Source organism: Devosia rhizoryzae, assembly GCF_016698665.1.
GTDB classification, from domain to species: domain Bacteria; phylum Pseudomonadota; class Alphaproteobacteria; order Rhizobiales; family Devosiaceae; genus Devosia; species Devosia rhizoryzae.
Genome location: NZ_CP068046.1, coordinates 3455026 through 3470266, shown reverse-complemented (window position 1 = coordinate 3470266; position 15241 = coordinate 3455026). Strand labels below are relative to the sequence as shown.

At 61.6% G+C, this 15241-nt stretch carries 18 protein-coding genes; 9 read left to right on the top strand and 9 right to left on the bottom strand.

The features are described from left to right. Positions 1-27: 27 nt before the first annotated feature. A complete protein-coding gene (gene secA, locus JI748_RS17060) occupies positions 28-2832 on the bottom strand; it encodes a preprotein translocase subunit SecA (RefSeq protein ID WP_201633488.1) in 2805 nt (934 codons plus the stop codon). Between the two features lie 407 nt (positions 2833-3239). Here secA and JI748_RS17055 point away from each other — a divergent pair, with 407 nt between their 5' ends. Next, positions 3240-4211, top strand: coding sequence for a peptidylprolyl isomerase (locus JI748_RS17055; protein ID WP_201633485.1), 972 nt, complete (start codon positions 3240-3242; stop codon positions 4209-4211). Between the two features lie 47 nt (positions 4212-4258). Here the strand turns inward: JI748_RS17055 and JI748_RS17050 are convergent, their stop codons facing one another. Then, on the bottom strand, positions 4259-4867 hold the full coding sequence (locus tag JI748_RS17050; protein WP_201633483.1) for a TetR/AcrR family transcriptional regulator: 609 nt from the start codon (positions 4865-4867) through the stop codon (positions 4259-4261). A gap of 97 nt (positions 4868-4964) precedes the next feature. On the opposite strand from JI748_RS17050, the gene JI748_RS17045 reads away from it, so the two are divergent. From JI748_RS17045 to JI748_RS17530, 5 genes are all read left to right on the top strand, one after another. Then, entirely contained in the window at positions 4965-5201 is a 237-nt protein-coding gene (locus JI748_RS17045) for a hypothetical protein (protein ID WP_201633480.1), read from the top strand. Positions 5202-5283: 82 nt separating this feature from the next. Continuing rightward, a complete protein-coding gene (gene argJ / locus JI748_RS17040; protein WP_201633477.1) occupies positions 5284-6519 on the top strand; it encodes a bifunctional glutamate N-acetyltransferase/amino-acid acetyltransferase ArgJ in 1236 nt (411 codons plus the stop codon). A gap of 1 nt (position 6520) precedes the next feature. Next, positions 6521-7270: a GNAT family N-acetyltransferase gene (locus JI748_RS17035; protein ID WP_201633475.1), complete on the top strand. Its 750-nt coding sequence runs from the start codon at positions 6521-6523 to the stop codon at positions 7268-7270. Continuing rightward, the gene (mutT, locus tag JI748_RS17030) at positions 7267-7674 is read left to right on the top strand and encodes an 8-oxo-dGTP diphosphatase MutT (RefSeq protein WP_201633472.1); all 408 of its coding nucleotides are present in this window, start codon (positions 7267-7269) and stop codon (positions 7672-7674) included. The genes JI748_RS17035 and mutT overlap by 4 nt, the downstream gene beginning before the upstream one ends. A 30-nt stretch (positions 7675-7704) precedes the next feature. Then, positions 7705-7908, top strand: a complete 204-nt coding sequence (locus tag JI748_RS17530) for a Flp family type IVb pilin (protein ID WP_201633469.1) — start codon at positions 7705-7707, stop codon at positions 7906-7908. 2 nt (positions 7909-7910) lie between these two features. Here JI748_RS17530 and JI748_RS17020 read toward each other — a convergent pair whose 3' ends face one another. Together JI748_RS17020 and JI748_RS17015 are read right to left on the bottom strand one after the other, a co-directional pair. Beyond that, positions 7911-9383: a M48 family metalloprotease gene (locus tag JI748_RS17020; RefSeq protein ID WP_201633466.1), complete on the bottom strand. Its 1473-nt coding sequence runs from the start codon at positions 9381-9383 to the stop codon at positions 7911-7913. Further along, positions 9380-10189: a thermonuclease family protein gene (locus JI748_RS17015; protein ID WP_233280570.1), complete on the bottom strand. Its 810-nt coding sequence runs from the start codon at positions 10187-10189 to the stop codon at positions 9380-9382. Before JI748_RS17015 ends, JI748_RS17020 begins: the two co-directional genes overlap by 4 nt. Positions 10190-10312: 123 nt before the next feature. Here JI748_RS17015 and JI748_RS17010 point away from each other — a divergent pair, with 123 nt between their 5' ends. Further along, a complete protein-coding gene (locus JI748_RS17010; RefSeq protein ID WP_201633463.1) occupies positions 10313-11131 on the top strand; it encodes a DUF72 domain-containing protein in 819 nt (272 codons plus the stop codon). 81 nt (positions 11132-11212) lie between these two features. Beyond that, on the top strand, positions 11213-11716 hold the full coding sequence (locus JI748_RS17005; RefSeq protein ID WP_201633460.1) for a disulfide bond formation protein B: 504 nt from the start codon (positions 11213-11215) through the stop codon (positions 11714-11716). Here the strand turns inward: JI748_RS17005 and JI748_RS17000 are convergent. The 5 genes from JI748_RS17000 to JI748_RS16980 form a co-directional block, all read right to left on the bottom strand. Beyond that, complete coding sequence (locus JI748_RS17000; protein ID WP_201637471.1) at positions 11713-12003, bottom strand: type II toxin-antitoxin system RelE/ParE family toxin; 291 nt, start codon at positions 12001-12003, stop codon at positions 11713-11715. The two genes, JI748_RS17005 and JI748_RS17000, sit on opposite strands and share 4 nt — an antisense overlap. Beyond that, positions 12003-12263, bottom strand: coding sequence for a type II toxin-antitoxin system ParD family antitoxin (locus JI748_RS16995; RefSeq protein ID WP_201633457.1), 261 nt, complete (start codon positions 12261-12263; stop codon positions 12003-12005). Before JI748_RS16995 ends, JI748_RS17000 begins: the two co-directional genes overlap by 1 nt. A 51-nt stretch (positions 12264-12314) precedes the next feature. Beyond that, a complete protein-coding gene (locus JI748_RS16990; RefSeq protein WP_201633454.1) occupies positions 12315-12872 on the bottom strand; it encodes an HNH endonuclease in 558 nt (185 codons plus the stop codon). A gap of 87 nt (positions 12873-12959) precedes the next feature. After that, positions 12960-13625 (bottom strand): alpha/beta hydrolase, encoded by a 666-nt coding sequence (locus JI748_RS16985; protein WP_201633452.1) that lies wholly within the window; start codon positions 13623-13625, stop codon positions 12960-12962. Further along, positions 13622-14284, bottom strand: a complete 663-nt coding sequence (locus tag JI748_RS16980) for a DNA-3-methyladenine glycosylase family protein (protein WP_201633449.1) — start codon at positions 14282-14284, stop codon at positions 13622-13624. Before JI748_RS16980 ends, JI748_RS16985 begins: the two co-directional genes overlap by 4 nt. A 21-nt stretch (positions 14285-14305) precedes the next feature. Between JI748_RS16980 and gluQRS the strand changes: the two genes are divergently transcribed. Further along, positions 14306-15151 (top strand): tRNA glutamyl-Q(34) synthetase GluQRS, encoded by an 846-nt coding sequence (gene gluQRS / locus JI748_RS16975; RefSeq protein WP_201633448.1) that lies wholly within the window; start codon positions 14306-14308, stop codon positions 15149-15151. The last annotated feature ends 90 nt before the right edge of the window (positions 15152-15241 follow it).

Here is a 15241-nt window from a genome sequence, read left to right as displayed (position 1 = left end):
CCCCTAATCTCAGAACATTATGACGGCTTAGGCAAACGCGCCGTGGCAGTGCTTGAACTTCTTGCCTGAACCGCAAGGGCAAGGCGCATTCCGCGACACCCCGACCAGCAAAGCCGGATCGATCGGACGCAAGGACGTATCTGCATCCTGGCTGTCGTTCTGCCCATCGGCGAAGGGACCGGCCGCAAAGGCATTGCCCGGAACCGTGCCGCTGACGCCGCTCGTCGCGTCATTCTCGCCCGTGGTCGGATCGATATGGGTGGTGCGAAGACCCGCAGTGTTGAGACCAAGCGGCGCCATTGGCGCGGGCTGCGCCGGCGGACGCGGCTGGATCATCAGGTGGCTCATCTGCGTCGTCACCAGCTCGCGCAGGTTGGCGAGCAGCGCCTGGAACAGCTCATAGGCTTCCTGCTTGTATTCCATCAGCGGATCGCGCTGAGCGATACCGCGCCAGCCGACCACCTTGCTGAGGTGATCGAGCATCACCAGATGCTCGCGCCAGAGCCCGTCGACCGAGCGGAGCAGGATATCCTTCTCCATCTGCCGCATGACATTGGGCATCGGCGTGCCGGCCTCTTCAAAGGCCTTGAGCGTCTGCTCTTCCTTGGCTGTCATGAACTGATCGGCAGCGGTGCGAATACGCTCTTCGACGGTCTCGGCGTCGATCCCCTCTTCCTGCGCCCACTCGGCGATCGGCAGGTCGAGGTTGAGATAGGTCTTGCAGGCTTCCGTCAGCTGCTCGATGTTCCACTGCTCCGGGAAGGAACGCGGCGGGATCGACTTGGCGACGATATTGGTGACCACTTCCTGACGCATGTCGAGAATGGTCTCGCTGACGTCGGTCGCATCCATGAATTCAATACGCTGCTCGAAGATCACCTTGCGCTGATCGTTCATCACGTCGTCGTATTTGAGGATGTTCTTGCGGATGTCGAAGTTGCGCGACTCGACCTTCCCCTGCGCCCGCTCGATGGCTTTGCTCACCCACGGGTGGGTAATCGACTCGCCCTGTTCGAGCCCGAGCTTGCCGAGCATGGAGTCCATGCTGTCGACCGGGAAGATACGCATCAGGTCGTCCTGAAGCGACAGGAAGAACTTCGAATGCCCCGGATCGCCCTGGCGGCCCGAACGGCCACGCAGCTGGTTGTCGATGCGGCGCGATTCATGGCGCTCGGTGCCGATGACCATAAGGCCCCCGGCAGCCAGCGCCTTTTGCTTGTCTTCGGCGATCTTGGCCTTGATCTCGACGATCTTGGCTTCGCGCGCCTCCCCTTCAAGGCCCTCGGCCTCTTTCTGGATGCGCATTTCGAGATTGCCGCCGAGCTGGATGTCGGTACCACGGCCAGCCATGTTGGTGGCGATGGTGATGGCGCCCGGCAAGCCCGCATCGGCAACGATGAAGGCTTCCTGCTCGTGGTGACGGGCATTGAGCACGTTCATCTGGCCCACATTCTTCTTGCGCAGAAGATCGGCCAGCATTTCCGATTTTTCGATCGAGGTCGTGCCGACCAGAACCGGCTGCCCGCGTTCCTGACATTCCTTGATCAGGTCGGCGATGGCGTCGAACTTTTCCTCCGCCGTACGGAAGATCGCGTCGTCTTCGTCGATGCGCTGGATAGGCAGGTTGGTCGGAACGGTGGTCACGCCGAGGCTATAGATGTCGGCGAATTCTTCCGCTTCCGTCTCGGCCGTACCGGTCATACCGGCAAGGCGCTTGTAAAGGCGGAAATAATTCTGGAAGGTAATCGAGGCCAACGTCTGGTTCTCGGCCTGAATCTTGACGTGTTCCTTGGCTTCCAGCGCCTGGTGCAGGCCTTCCGAATAGCGGCGGCCCGGCATCATGCGGCCCGAGAATTCGTCGATGATGACGACTTCATCGTTGCGGACGATATAGTCCTTGTCGCGGCGGAAGAGCTTGTGGGCCCGCAGCGCCGAATTGGCATGGTGCACCAGCGCGACGTTTTCGACGTCATACATGGAGCCGGATTTGAGGAGCCCTGCTTCGGCTAGCGCCGCTTCGAGCTTTTCGACGCCCTGGTCGGTAAAGGTCGCGGCGCGGTGCTTTTCCTCGAGCTCGAAATCGCCCTCGCCGATCATCGGCATCAGCGCATCGATCTGCATATAGAGTTCGGAGCGGTCTTCGGACGGACCGGAGATGATCAGCGGCGTGCGCGCTTCGTCGATGAGGATCGAGTCCACTTCGTCGACGATCGCAAATTCATGGCCGCGCTGCACCATCTGGGCGCGCGTATATTTCATGTTGTCGCGAAGGTAGTCGAAGCCAAGCTCGTTATTGGTGCCGTAAGTGATGTCGGCATTATAGGCTGCCTTGCGCTCGGCATCCGAAAGACCCGGCACGATCGTGCCCCAGGACAGACCCAGGAACGCATAGATCTGGCCCATCCAGGCCGCGTCGCGCTTGACGAGGTAATCGTTGACCGTGACCAGATGCGCGCCCTTGCCGGTCAGCGCATTGAGATACATCGGGAGCGTCGCCACCAGCGTCTTGCCTTCACCGGTGCGCATTTCGGCAATGCCGCGGTCGTTCATGACCATGCCGCCGATCATCTGCACATCGAAGTGCCGCATGCCCAGGACGCGCTTGGACGCTTCGCGCACCGTAGCAAAGGCCGGAACCACGAGATCGTCGAGGCTCGCGCCGCGCTCGATCTGCGCCTTGAAGTCGGCGGTGCGGGCCCGCAATTCGTCATCGCTGAGCTTGACCAGGTCCGGCTCGAGCGCATTGATCGCCGTCACCTTGCCCTGGTACCGCTTGACCTGACGGTCAGACGGCGACCCGAAAATCTTTCGGGCAAACGCAGCAAGTGCCATATTCGTAAGGTCCTTGTGTTGGGCGGCGGGGCGTCGGGGTGGGCAGCCAGCGTCAGGCGGGCGCGGCAGCAGACCCCATTTTCGCCTCGTCACAACTTGGGGAAACCCTTCCGGTTCCCTGTGTGGAGTGTCCGCATGTCCCGGCGCGTGGTGAAGGCGGCACGAGGCGCATGCTTTCGTAAAAGCGGGTGAGATGTAGGAGGGGGGCCAAGGCTTGTCAACGTATCCGAAATCGGCGACACCTCCCATGATCCTTCGGCTTTACGCCTTTGCCGACCACGATCGAGTGAACGGATCGCGATGCTGGCGGCACATTTTAGCCCCCTTGTCGTGCGAGCCGGGTCCGAACTGCTTTTCGACCATGCTGGATCGCCCGTCCTGGGCCCGGCCAAGGAGACAAATCCCCGATGCTGACCACTTCCTCGCGCCTGACCCGCGCCCTTAGCCTCGCTGCGCTGATGCTGGCCGCGCCGGCTGTGGCGACGATCGCCCAGGACGCCGCAACCCCGCCGGCCGGCGCCGCCGCCCCCGCCGAAGCTGCACCGGCAGCACCGGCCGAGATCGACCCCAATGCCGTGGTCGCAACGGTCGGCGACCAGGACATCACCGAAGCCGATCTCGGCTTTGCCGCCGAAGACATGGCGCAGGACCTCGCGCAGATGCCGCCTGAAGAGCGCCGCGCTTTCCTCGTCCGCATCCTGATCGACATGAAGGTCATGTCTGATGCCGCGCGCGCCGCCGGCATGGACCAGACCCCGCTCTTTGCCCAGCGCCAGGCCTACCTTGAAGAACGCGCCCTGCGCCGCGCCTATTTTGCCGACGCCATTGCCGGTGCCGTGACGCCCGAAGCCGTGCAGGCCGAATACGACAAGTATGTCGCCCAGTTCCAGCCGGCCGACGAACTTCACGCCAGCCACATCCTCGTCGAAACCGAGGAACGCGCCAACGAACTCAAGGCCGAACTCGATGGCGGCGCCGATTTCGCCACCCTCGCCAAGGAAAACTCCATCGATCCCGGCGCAGCCAATGGCGGCGATCTCGGCTTCTTCAGCCGCGGCATGATGGTTCAGCCCTTCGAGGAAGCCGCCTATGCGCTGGCCAATCCGGGCGACATCTCCGCTCCGGTCCAGTCCCAGTTCGGCTGGCACATCATCCGCCTTGAGGAAAAGCGCCAGTCCGCCCCGCCGGCCCTTGAGCAGGTTGCCCCGCAGATCCAGCAGCAGCTCCTCCAGCAGGCCTTCGTTACCAAGGTCGATGAGCTGATGGCCGGCGTCACCGTCAACATCGCCGATCCCGACCTCAAGGCAAAGTTCGACGCTCAGGAAGCCATGGAAGCCGAAGCAGCCTCCGGTGCCGCTGCCGAACCGGCCGCGCAGTAAGATCACCCAAATCGAATGCGAAAGCCCGGCCATGCGCCGGGCTTTTTTTATGCCCGGTAGCCGGGAGTGCCGCGCAGAACCGTATCGACGACCGCCTCGACCTTGCCCATCGATTGCGCCACATGGCCCACCAGCAACTGGTGCCAGGCATAAGCGACCACAAGATCGATGATCAACGCCGCGTCGACATCCTGGGGCACCTCGCCGCGCGCCTTGGCGCGCTCCACGAGAACCAGGGCACGCTGCTTGCGATCCGCCTGATAGGCCTGCAATGCCTCTTCGGCACCCGCATCGCTTTGAGCCTCGGCGATCACCGCGCGATAAACCGTGCCACAGAGGCTGTCTTTCCAGAATCCGAGCAGTTGATTGTCGAGGAACGCGACCAGGTCGCCGCGCAGCGTTCCGGTGTCCGGAAAGGCACGGGCATTCTTGAAGCGCGTGTAAACATCCAGCATCAGCGCCGTGCGATTGGGCCACCAGCGATAGATAGTCGGCTTCCCCGCCCTTGCTCGCCGTGCCACCGCCTCGATCGAAAATCCCGCAATGCCACCTTCCCGCAGTACCGCTTCGGCAGCGTCGAGAATGGCCTCCTGGCTTGCAGGATTACGGCGGGCGCCGATCGAGCGGCGGCTAAGGTCTTCGGTCTCGGTTTCCATGCCGGCACTATGGGGCAAAAAAGAGCTGAAGAAAAGACTTGAACGAAACGGCTCGTTTCGTTACATATCGAAACGCATCGTTTCGTTGGAGTTCTTCATGCATCTCTCTTTCGCCGCCAAGGCCCGCATGGCCCTGCTCATGACATTTGCCGTTTATCCCGTCGTCGTCATCTACGCGACGCTCGTCTCCATGATGACGCCAGGCTGGGAATTCTGGCAGCGTAGCCTCGTCCTCGTGCCCTTCATGGCCACCACCATCGTCTTCTTCATCGTGCCCTTCATCACCACACGCTTCGGTGCCTTCATTGCCGGCAAGAAGCGCATCACGGCCTGAGCCAGGAACCTCGCCTCAGCCTTGCGCCCGTCACATGTTTCGGGCACACGAAGCGCATCCTGCTTGGCTAAGGTGATGCTTCATGGCTGCCCATCCGGTTTCTCCCCTCGCTCCCAAATCCTACCCGGATCTGCCGCCGATCGCCGGCGTTCGCTTCGCCACGGCTGAAGCGGGCATCAAGTACAAGAACCGCACCGACGTGCTGCTGATGGCCTTCGATGAAGGCACGGTGGCCGCCGGTGTGCTCACCCGATCAGCCACCTCCTCCGCCGCGGTCGAGCTCTGCCGCGAAAATCTGAAAGGCGGCGTGGCCCGCGGCCTGGTCGTAAACTCCGGCAATTCCAACGCCTTCACGGGCCAGAAGGGCCGTGAAAGCGTTCGCTACATCACCAAGGTCGCGGCTGAAGCCCTCGGCTGCGCACCCTCGGAAGTCTTCATCGCCCAGACCGGGGTGATCGGCGAATTGATCGACGCGAGCAAGTTCGACGGCAAGCTCGACGAGGCCGCCACCCGTCTCGTCGATGCGCCATGGATTGAGCCGGCCAGGGCGATCATGACCACCGACACTTTTCCAAAGCTCTCGGGCGCCGTGCTCGACATCGATAGCGTCGAGGTCAAGATCAACGGCATCGCCAAGGGCTCGGGAATGATCGCGCCGGACATGGCCACCATGCTGAGCTTCGTCGTTACCGACATGCCGATCGCGGCCCCGGTTCTGCAGGCGCTGCTCAGCCAGCATGTGCAGACCACGTTCAACGCCATCACCGTCGACAGCGACACCTCCACTTCAGACACGCTTCTTGCCTTTGCCACCGGCAAGGCGCCGGTCGATGCCATCAACAGCCTCGATGACCCGCGTGCCGAAGTCTTTGGCGCTGCCCTCGCCGACGTTCTCTTCGAACTCGCCATTCTCACCGTTCGCGACGGCGAAGGCGCGACCAAGCAGGTCTCGGTCCATGTCGAAGGCGCCACCACCGACGCCTCCGCCTTCCGCATCGCCAAGGCCATCGCCGACTCGCCCCTGGTCAAGACCGCCATTGCCGGTGAAGACGCCAATTGGGGCCGCGTCGTCATGGCCGTCGGCAAGGCCGGCGAGCCGGCCGACCGCGACAAGCTTTCCATCCGTTTTGGCGATCTCCTGGTTGCCAAGGATGGCGAACGTGCCCACGGCTACGACGAAGCTGCCACCAGCGCCTACATGAAGGGCGAAGAGCTTGAAATGACGGTCGAGCTTGGCCTCGGTTCAGGCCGGGCCACGGTCTATACCTGCGACCTTACTCACGGCTACATCACCATCAACGGCGACTATCGGAGCTGATGTGAGCCTCCCTGACCCCGAAGCATTCGAACGGGCCGGCCTCCTGGCCTGGCCCGGAATCGAGGAGAAGTGGGACGGCTCCTGGCTGCGCCGCGCGACCAACGGCTATACCCAGCGCGCCAACTCGACCCAGTGCTTTGATCCCGATGATTTCGAAGATGCCGATGTCCGCGTGATCTCGGCCGCGTCGTGGATGGTCATGCGCAAGATCAAGCCGGTCTTCCGCATGACCCCGCTAGCTGCTCCTGAGCTTGGCGCAACGTTGGATGAGGCTGGCTGGCAGCAGATCGACCACAGCAACCTTTTCGCCATGGAGCTCGGCGACTTCGAAGCTGATGCCAATGCCGAATATCTTTGCCCGCTCGATCCCAAATTCCTTGCCACCACCAAGCGCCTTCAGGACTATGACGAAGCCAAGATCGCTGGCCTCAAGGGTCTGCTCGGAATGCTCAAGGTTCCCGCTGCAGGCGTGGTCATCCATCGCGATGGGCAAGCCGTCGCCTCCTCGATCATGGCCGTAGCCAATGGCATCGTCATAACCGGCAACGTCGTGACCGACCCAGCTCGCCGCCGCCAGGGACTTGCCGCCGCCATGATGCGCTCGGGCCTAACCTGGGCCAAGAGCCAGGGTGCCAAAGTCGCCGCGCTCAACGTCCAGGCGGACAACCAGGCCGCCAAGGCACTCTACACGGGCCTCGGCTACACCCATCAGTACGACTACCACTATCGCATTCCCGGAGCTCCGAAGTGACGGCCAAACCAATCCTCCTGGTTGTCGCTTGCGCCCTGGTCGATGCTGATCGTCGCGTGCTGATCGCCCAGCGTCCTGAAGGCAAGTCCATGGCCGGTCTGTGGGAATTCCCTGGCGGCAAGGTTGAGCCTGGAGAAACGCCGGAAGCCGCGCTGATCCGGGAACTGGGCGAAGAGCTGGCAATCGAGACCAAGGAGGCCTGCCTCGCGCCCCTGAGCTTTGCCAGCCACTCTTACGAAAACATTCACCTGTTGATGCCACTTTACGTTTGCCGAAAATGGCAGGGCACGCCGCAAGCCCGGGAGCACCAGGCCCTCAAGTGGGTGAGGCCTCAGTCCCTGCGCGATTACCCTATGCCACCGGCAGACGAGCCTTTGATTGCAGCGCTCTGCGATCTTTTGTGAGCGCCTCAAGGCGCCTGTTCAGGAGCGGCCATGCTCAAGCTGTTGAGTGTTCGGTTTATGCGCGATGATGCCGGTGCGACGGCAATCGAATATGGGCTGATCGCCGGGCTTATCGCCGTAGCCCTCATCAGCAGCATGATCGTCTTTGGCGGCGCCGTGACCAATCTCTTTGGCAGCGATGGCGTTGGCAGCGCCGGCTCGGCGATTGAGCAGAGCGCCAATTCCATACGCTAGCCTTAGCGGCTGACGATCTTGTATCGCTGCCCCGGCACCAGCGGATCGCCGGGATAAAGGTTGTTGAGAATAAAGAAGAGGTCGCGCCCGCCAGCGATGTTGGCCATCTGCGTAGCCACGCTGTCCGCCGTGTCGCCGGCCTTGGCCGTGACCAGCCGGATCGACAACTGACGGATCTTGCCCAGATCATTGGCATCGGTGCGGCGGAAGCTCTGCAGCGTCTGCTGCGCGCCACTGGCAAAGCGCTGGCTGTCGCTCTTGGCGGCAAAGATAAAGCGATAGACTTCGCCATCGAGTCGCATCACGGCGACCCGGAAGAACCATTGGTCCGTCTGCGCCAGGCCCGAAGCCATCTCGATGCCGTTAAAGCTCTGCGACTGCACCGTGTCGGCCTTGAGCCCGGCGATCCAGCCGGACTTGAGATAATCGGTCAGCGCCATATTGGGCTGCACCACGGCGCTATCGAAGCGCACGGCTTCACCGTCACCGGCAACACCCACCACGGCGCTCTGCGAGTTCTGCAGCGCATAGCCCTGCGGCACCGTGAAGGTGAACTTGGAGGCCGGATGAATAAAGCTTTGGCCGATGATCGAGCCCTGCGACGGGCTGTCGCCAAAGGTCATGCCGGAAATGGCCGAGAGATAACCTTCCCGATCCGTCTCTCCGGCCGCCGATGACCCGAACAGACCCTGCGCGCGGCTCGAAGCCGTCTGGATGCGCGATGGCGTTGAAGGATGCGACGACAGGAACCCGCCATCGCCGGTGTCGCCAGCCGAAAAGGCTGCGAAACGGCTCATGACGCCCAGGAAGCGCGCCGCCGCCTGGCTGTCATAGCCAGCCTTACCGGCAAACTTGATGCCCTCGGCATCGGCCTCGAGCTCCTGGTTCTGGCTGAACGCCGCAAGCTGCTCGCGCGTCCGGTTGGCCGTTGCGTCGGTCGATGTGTCGCCGCCCAGAATACCGGTGATGACCCGATCGACGATCTGCGTGTTGCGCGTCTTGTCGGTGCGGGCACGGGCATGGCGCAAGGTCACGTGCGCTATCTCGTGCGATAGCACGGCCGCCAGCTCGCTCGTATCCGATGCCAGTGCCAGAATACCGCGCGTCACATAGATATAGCCGCCGGGGAGCGCAAAAGCATTCACCTCGGACGTATCGAGAATGGTGACCTGGAACTGCACATTGGGCTGGTTGGCAGCCGCAAGGAGGCGCCCGACGATCCGCGCAACCATGATCTCGGCCTGCCGGTCTTCATAGACCCCGCCATAGGCCGCAACGATCCGAGGATGCTCGCGCCGGCCCAGTACGTCATCATTGGGGTCGGTACCTTCCGGTACGACGGTCGGCGCCGGATTGTCACCCGTGCGCGCCACATTGATGTTGGAGCCGGTCAGCGACGTGCAGGCGCTCAAGGCCAGCAGCAGCGCCGCCAGCATTCCCATGCGCCAAACCTTCTTGCCCAAAAGCGTGGTCATTGCCTCGCCAGAACCTCGATCTGTTCGGGATGGGTTATTTCGATGCGCGGACCATCCCGGTCATCCACCCACCCGCGAATGCGCACAAAGGCGTTTTCCAGCATCAACGGATCAAAACCGTCAGCCGCAAAAAGGCGCAGCGCCGGCGCTTCGATCACGGCCGTAAAATCTTCCTTATAGAAGCGCCCGAAATTGAGGTAGACGCGCGATCCGCTGCGTTCGGCAACGAGCACGCGTCCTTCCACCAATTCATAGTCGCCCACTCGGTCGAGCAAATCAGCCGGCCGATCCGCCGCCCGCACGCTGTAATAGGGATCGGTCCAGATTCCAAGCCGCTCTACGCGCGCCCTTGCCTCTGCCGCAAACAGTTGATCAAGGCATTTGCGGTTGTCTGGAAATGAATAAACCCGCGCCAGGCCATTCTCGACCATATGCTGCTGCGCCCAGATGGCGTCGCCGCCCTCTTCAACGAAGACATGCGCCAGCGCCCGGTCATAGCGATCTTTTTCCTCGCCGCCATAGCCCAGCATCACCGTCTTGTTGAGCGCCAGGTTCTCGAGCTCGGTTTTTGCCTCGGGCGCCAAAGGCCAGGTCGGATATCCCTCCCTGCCCAAGGGCAGTTTCGGCGCCTGCGTACCGATCATGCGCACCACCAGCCCAGAATCGAGGATCACCGTATCGCCGTCGACCACCTCGGTGACCACGCCACCGCGCGCCATTCGCAGGTCATCACACGCGCCAGCGGTTGCCGCGCTGAGACCCGTAAGGATCGCTGCGGCAAAAGAAACGATGGTTGATCGGCGCACACAACACCCCCGGAAACTCTTCGTTCACCATGCACTCAAATAAGGCAAAAAATGATTACCAATTTGCGGCCTATTGCTAACACCGATCTGTCGCGACACTCTCTTCTCAAAGAGGGGATGCGAATGACAAATCGAGGCGAAGTCCGCACCGGAACCGCCGGCTGGGTGTTCGAACCCTGGCGCGGCACCTTCTTCCCCCAAGGCCTCGTTCAGAAAAAAGAGCTGAGCTACGCCGCCAGCCACCTGACCACAATCGAGATCAACGCAACGTTTCGCGCCAACCAAAAACCTGCCAGCTTTCAGAAATGGGCCAGCGAAACCCCTGAAAACTTTAAGTTTTCCATCAAGGGTCCGCAACTCGTCACCCACATTCGCCGCCTCAAGAACTGCCGCCAGGAACTCGCCAACTTCTTCGCCTCCGGCCCGCTGGCCCTCGGCAATCAACTGGGCCCCTTCGTCTGGCAACTACCGCCCAACCTAGCCTTCGATCCGCAGGTGCTCTCCGATTTTCTCGAGCTCTTACCGAGAGATAGCGCCTCCTACCTCGCTCTCGCCAGCGAGGCTGATGGCGCAAAATCCGAGCCCTATCTCGGCGCAAGTGATATCGGACCGATCCGTCACGCCATCGAGCCGCGGCACAAAAGCTTTGATGATCCTGCAGCGAACGCATTGTTCGCTCAACACAACGTCGCTCGCGTCATCGCCGATACGCTCGAAAATCCGGGCCGTGAACTTACCGCGGACTTCGCCTATTGCCGCCTGCAGGGACCGGCACGCGAAGCCGCCAGCGGCTACGAAGATGCCGATATTGCAAGCTGGGCCAAGGAGATAGCGACATGGCGCGAGCCTGGCCGCGACGTCTTCGCCTACTTCGTCCATGAGGACAAACTGCACGCGCCGCAGAACGCCATGGCCCTCAAGAAAGCCGTAGACGAGCAATAATCACGAGCCTGTTGCCATCTGGCTTTTGCCACAGCCGGGCGCTAAGTCCTTCCCATCGCAGCGTCACCTGAGATCATCGCCATGTCCCCTGCCCGCCCGCTCGACAAGATCGCTGCCGGTCTTGCCTTTCTTCTTGGCCTCGCTGCCATCCTGGGTGCGCTGGGATCGCAATATATCGGCGGCCTCGTGCCCTGCGAACTCTGCCTCGAACAGCGCCTCGCCTACTATTGGGGCCTGCCGCTCCTGGCGCTGATCCTCGTGCTCTGGAACAGGCTGCCCTTGCCGGTTTGGTATATCGGCATGGCGATCGTACTCGCCATTTTCGCCTGGGGCACCTATATGGGCGCCTTCCACGCTGGCGTCGAATGGGGTTTCTGGCCCGGCCCCACCGCATGCTCCGGCCTCGGCTCCGACTTCAGCCTCGACGCACTCAACGACCTCAAGCCGGTCATCGGCTGCGACGTCGTCCAGTTCCGCTTCTTGGGGCTCTCGCTCGCCGGCTACAACGCATTGATCTCGCTAGCCATCGTCGTGCTGCTGATCGCCTCGATTGTGTTCCAGTACCGCCGCGACAGGCGCAACTAGGCGTTAAAGATTGCCTGCAAGTCTGCGGCTGCGGATACGACGCGGACTATGGTTACTTCTGCGCCTACCGAATAAACAATCACATAGTTGCCGTGGATGCGGCGGCGGTAGCCTCGGTGTCGTGCAACTTCCAGCAATGCGAAACGCAGCGGCGCTTCGCCAAGCCCCATACAGGCAGAGCGTAGCTCACTTGTAAAACTCAGTGCCCGTTTGGGGCTATCCTGAGCGATGTAGTCGGCGATTGCCTCTATGTCGCTTTCTGCAAGGAGCGATAATCGCACCCTCATCAACTGCTAGCTTTCGCCATAGCGTCGTATTTGGCCATCAGCCGGTCAAATACTTCCTCTAAAGGCTTTACGCGTCCAGCATCGACATCTGCCTGGCCTGCAGCGATCTTTTTTTCAAGCTCCCGCAGCCGCGCTTCCCGCTCCTGCACAAGCCTAACACCTTCGCGCAACACCTCGCTTTTCGAGTTGTAGCGTCCGTTCTCGACAAGGTCGGTGACCACCTTCTCCAAGGCCTCACCAAGATCTGCACTAATAGCCATGTTCGTCTCCTGCTCACCCAATAATAGTTATTGGATATTCACGAGACAAGATCACGGTTCGAGTTCGATGTCCCAATAAAGGTAGTCGAGCCAGCTTTGGTGCAGGTGGTTGGGCGGGAAGGCGCGGCCATTGTTGTGGAGGTCGTGCACGGTCGGCGCGTAAGGCGCCTGATGCGGGAACATCTTGATTTCGCTGGGCAAGCGATTGGCCTTGCGCAGATTACACGGCGCGCAGGCGGCAACGACGTTTTCCCAGGTGGTGAGACCGCCCTTCGAGCGCGGAATGACGTGATCGAAGGTCAAATCGTGCGGCGAACCGCAATATTGGCACTGGAAACGGTCGCGCAGGAAAACATTAAAGCGCGTGAAGGCGGGATGCCGTGCCGGTTTGACATAGTCCTTAAGAGAAACGACGCTGGGCAGCCGCATCTCGAAGCTGGGCGAATGGATTTTCGTTTCGTATTCGGAAACGATGTTCACCCGATCAAGGCACACCGCTTTTATCGCGTCCTGCCAAGACCATAAGGACAATGGATAATAGCTGAGCGGCCGGTAATCGGCGTTCAATACAAGAGCGGGACAGGTCTCAGGCGACACATGGATAGTCACTTGAGGCTCCCGAAACGGGAATCGCGTAAGTCCATAGCCCCCTTATACTAAGCCCTTTGTGTCGGGCGTGTGAAGCAGCAGCGAGGCTTATTTGTTCGTGATCTCTTCAATAAACTTGGCAATGAAGGCGATTCCATCCGGCGAAACGCCGTGCCCAGTCCCCCGGCTTACGTGATATCGTAGCACTGGGAAGGACTTGGTTAGCAGACTGTTAGCATTTGCGCTGTGCTCGGGTGAGACAACGTCGTCCCGGTCGCCATGCACAAGACAGACCGGGGGACGAGCCAGGGACGGATCGCCGAAATTGTCCGGCGGCAGAAATGCGCCCGAGATGCCGATCACACCCATGAGGGTTTCTTCCTTGGGCAGCGACAAGCCGACATGCAGCGCCATCATCGCGCCCTGGCTGAAGCCGGCCAGGATGGTGCGGTTCGGCGATACGCTGGTCTGCTCCCAGAGGTCGTGGAGGAAATCGACCAGCACCGGGCGCGCGGTTGCAACGCCGAGCTGCCGCTGGGCCAGCCGCCCTTCCTCAAGGCTGATCGGAAACCATTGATGGCCGAAGCCGGTCATCGATGCCGGATGAGGCGCATGCGGCGAGACGAACAGCGCACCCGGCAAGAGGTGCTGGAAGTGCGGCGCCATGGCAATGAGGTCGTTGCCGTCGCTGCCATAGCCATGCAGCAGCACCACGGCGCTGTCGGGCGCACCGCCATTGATCGGCGCAAGCATGGGGCCGGAGAGCTTGATCATAGAAGGCTCGATTCTCGGTTCTTGAGAGCAGCGAAATAACGCCAGAACAAGAGCGCCGCGACCGAGCGGTGCGGCGACCAGTCATGGGCAATGACGATCATTTCCTTGATGGTCGGGCGAGCGTCAAGCCCGAGACCGTGATGAGCCGCTTTGAGCAAAGCCAGGTCGCCAGCGGGGAAAATGTCGGGATGGGCGGCGCAGAACAAGAGGTATACCTCTGCCGTCCAGGGCCCGATGCCGCGCAGGGCCACGAGCCGCCTGATGGCTTCATCGCCGGGCAAGTTGTCGACTTCATCGAAGTCGAGCTCTCCGGCGACCACCGCCTCGGACATCGCGCGCAAGGTAAGATACTTGCTGCGCGAGAACCCGGCTGCCCGCACGGTTTCTTCATCGAGCAGCAGATAGGTCTCGGGCTCGAGCGCGCCGGGTAGCAGCGAGAACCTGCCCCAGATTGCCGCCGCGCTCTGCACGGAAATCTGCTGCCCGGAAATTACCTTGGCCATGCCGGCAAACTGTTTCGGGTTAACCCGTGGCATGACCACGCCAACGGCGTCGCGCATCGGCGCGAGGCGCGGCACCATGCTCACGAGGGCATCCAAATGCCAGGCAACACCCTCGAGCGTATCGATGCGGGGCATGGTTTCACTCGTCACAGTCACTCGGAATTCCTATAATGGCTCATGGCCAAACCCCAGCTTCGCTTCGCTCCAAGCCCCAATGGATGTCTTCACCTCGGGCACGCTCTGTCGGCGTTAGTGACCTGGGACGCGGCAAAAAAACTGGACGGCACTGCCCATCTGCGCATCGAAAACATCGACCTCAACCGCTGTAAACCCGAATTTACCGAAGCGATTCTCGATGATCTCCATTGGCTCGATCTCGACTGGCCCGAGCCGGTCCTGATCCAGTCCGAACGCTTCGAACTTTATGCCGACGCCGCCAACCGGCTGCGCGACATGGACCTGCTTTATCCCTGCTTCTGCAGCCGGACCGAGATCGCCGAAGCCTCCGTTGGTACCGATCCCGACGGCGCCCCGCTTTACCCCGGCACCTGCCGCCATCTCTCCAACGCCGCGCGTATCGAGCGGCTTGAACGCGGCGATCCGGTTCAGTTCCGGCTCGATATCGAGAAGGCATTGAACCGCGTCGGCATGCTGACCTTCACCGTGGTCGGCCCCACAGTGCTTGACCGACCGCAAGTCCGATATGCCCGGCCCGAGCGCTGGGGCGACGTCGTGCTGCAGCGCAAGGACGTGCCGACGAGCTATCACCTCAGCGTCGTGGTGGACGATGCGGCGCAGGGCATCACGCATGTAACGCGCGGTCGCGATCTTGAGGCCGCGACCGACATTCATGTCCTGTTGCAGATGCTCCTTGGCTTGCAGTCGCCGATCTACTTCTTCCACCGGCTGCTGCTGGGGGATGATGGAGAAAAGCTCAGCAAGTCGAAGGGCTCGCAAAGCTTAAGAGATTTGCGGGCGGAGGGGTGGACGGCTGAGGATGTGAGGCGGGCGGTGAAGTTTTAGCACCCCCACCCAGCCTCCCCCTTAAGAAGGGGGAGGAGTCCGATCGCAGACTTGGCGAGATGGTGCTCCTCCCCCGCCTTACGGGGGAGG

What these genes read in the sequence shown, in the direction of transcription:
- JI748_RS17020 (WP_201633466.1), bottom strand. Translation starts at nt 9,383, where the DNA reads ATGACCACGCTTTTGGGCAAGAAGGTTTGGCGCATGGGAATGCTGGCG.
- JI748_RS17045 (WP_201633480.1), top strand. Translation starts at nt 4,965, where the DNA reads ATGCATCTCTCTTTCGCCGCCAAGGCCCGCATGGCCCTGCTCATGACA.
- JI748_RS17005 (WP_201633460.1), top strand. Translation starts at nt 11,213, where the DNA reads ATGTCCCCTGCCCGCCCGCTCGACAAGATCGCTGCCGGTCTTGCCTTT.
- JI748_RS17530 (WP_201633469.1), top strand. Translation starts at nt 7,705, where the DNA reads ATGCTCAAGCTGTTGAGTGTTCGGTTTATGCGCGATGATGCCGGTGCG.
- argJ (WP_201633477.1), top strand. Translation starts at nt 5,284, where the DNA reads ATGGCTGCCCATCCGGTTTCTCCCCTCGCTCCCAAATCCTACCCGGAT.
- secA (WP_201633488.1), bottom strand. Translation starts at nt 2,832, where the DNA reads ATGGCACTTGCTGCGTTTGCCCGAAAGATTTTCGGGTCGCCGTCTGAC.
- JI748_RS17055 (WP_201633485.1), top strand. Translation starts at nt 3,240, where the DNA reads ATGCTGACCACTTCCTCGCGCCTGACCCGCGCCCTTAGCCTCGCTGCG.
- gluQRS (WP_201633448.1), top strand. Translation starts at nt 14,306, where the DNA reads ATGGCCAAACCCCAGCTTCGCTTCGCTCCAAGCCCCAATGGATGTCTT.
- JI748_RS17010 (WP_201633463.1), top strand. Translation starts at nt 10,313, where the DNA reads ATGACAAATCGAGGCGAAGTCCGCACCGGAACCGCCGGCTGGGTGTTC.
- JI748_RS16995 (WP_201633457.1), bottom strand. Translation starts at nt 12,263, where the DNA reads ATGGCTATTAGTGCAGATCTTGGTGAGGCCTTGGAGAAGGTGGTCACC.
- JI748_RS17000 (WP_201637471.1), bottom strand. Translation starts at nt 12,003, where the DNA reads ATGAGGGTGCGATTATCGCTCCTTGCAGAAAGCGACATAGAGGCAATC.
- JI748_RS17050 (WP_201633483.1), bottom strand. Translation starts at nt 4,867, where the DNA reads ATGGAAACCGAGACCGAAGACCTTAGCCGCCGCTCGATCGGCGCCCGC.
- JI748_RS16985 (WP_201633452.1), bottom strand. Translation starts at nt 13,625, where the DNA reads ATGATCAAGCTCTCCGGCCCCATGCTTGCGCCGATCAATGGCGGTGCG.